The organism is Collinsella sp. CLA-AP-H1, assembly GCF_040092945.1.
Lineage (GTDB): Bacteria > Actinomycetota > Coriobacteriia > Coriobacteriales > Coriobacteriaceae > Collinsella.
Genome location: NZ_JBBNKO010000037.1, coordinates 1 through 769, shown reverse-complemented (window position 1 = coordinate 769; position 769 = coordinate 1). Strand labels below are relative to the sequence as shown.

The following is a 769-nucleotide window of genomic DNA, read 5'->3' as shown; positions in this document are numbered from 1 at the left end:
TTGGGTGTTCCTATAGTTTTGTCAACCGTCGGGGCTACTCCCGGTAGGGCACCCGGTCGCGCATCACGGCGTATATCGCCCTGAGCCGCTTCCTCGCGACGGCCTTGAGCGCCCGCCCGTGCCCCATGCCCCGCGCCCTGCAGGCCCGGTAGTACTCGCCGTAGCGCCCCGAGGACCTCACCAGGCTGTTGCACGAGAAGATCAGCAGGGACTTGAGCCTCGCGTCGCCGCGCCTGGACGCCCTGACCGACCTCACCGACGTGCCGGAGCTCCTCACCCTCGGGGCTATGCCGCAGTACGAGGCCAGGTGGTCGTGGTCCGGGAACCTCCCGATGTCGACCGACACCGCGAGCTGCGCCGCGGTCCTCGGGCCGATGCCGGGCACGGTGAGCAGGCACGCGTAGGTCTCGTCGCCCTCGAGCAGCGCCGCCGTCTCGGCCTCGAGGGCCCCGGCCTCGTCGAGGGCCTCCGATATCCGGGCGGCCAGGAACCTGACCTGCCTGTTCTCGGCCTCGACGAGCGCCGGCGGGGGCGCGGTGGAGGCGGCCGCGGCCTCCCCGGCGGCCTCGGCCCGCGGGCCCTCGGCCCCGGAGCGGGCGATCCCCCACGCCCCGCCGAACCCGGCGAGCAGCTCCAGCCACCGCCGGTCCGACAGGTCGACCGCGGCCTCGAGGGCCGGGCAGGACTCGAGCAGCACCGCGCGCAGGCGGTTCTTGTCCCTGGTCGCGCAGGCGACGACGTGGTCGCGCTGCGACGAGAGGGCGCGGGC

The 769-nt window shown here is 74.0% G+C and carries 1 protein-coding gene; it reads right to left on the bottom strand.

Annotation, left to right across the window (positions count from 1 at the left end; all coding sequences use genetic code 11):
• Nucleotides 1-34: 34 nt before the first annotated feature.
• Nucleotides 35-769 (bottom strand): transposase (locus AAAV44_RS09790; protein ID WP_349115462.1); only part of this gene is annotated, 735 nt, incomplete at its 5' end.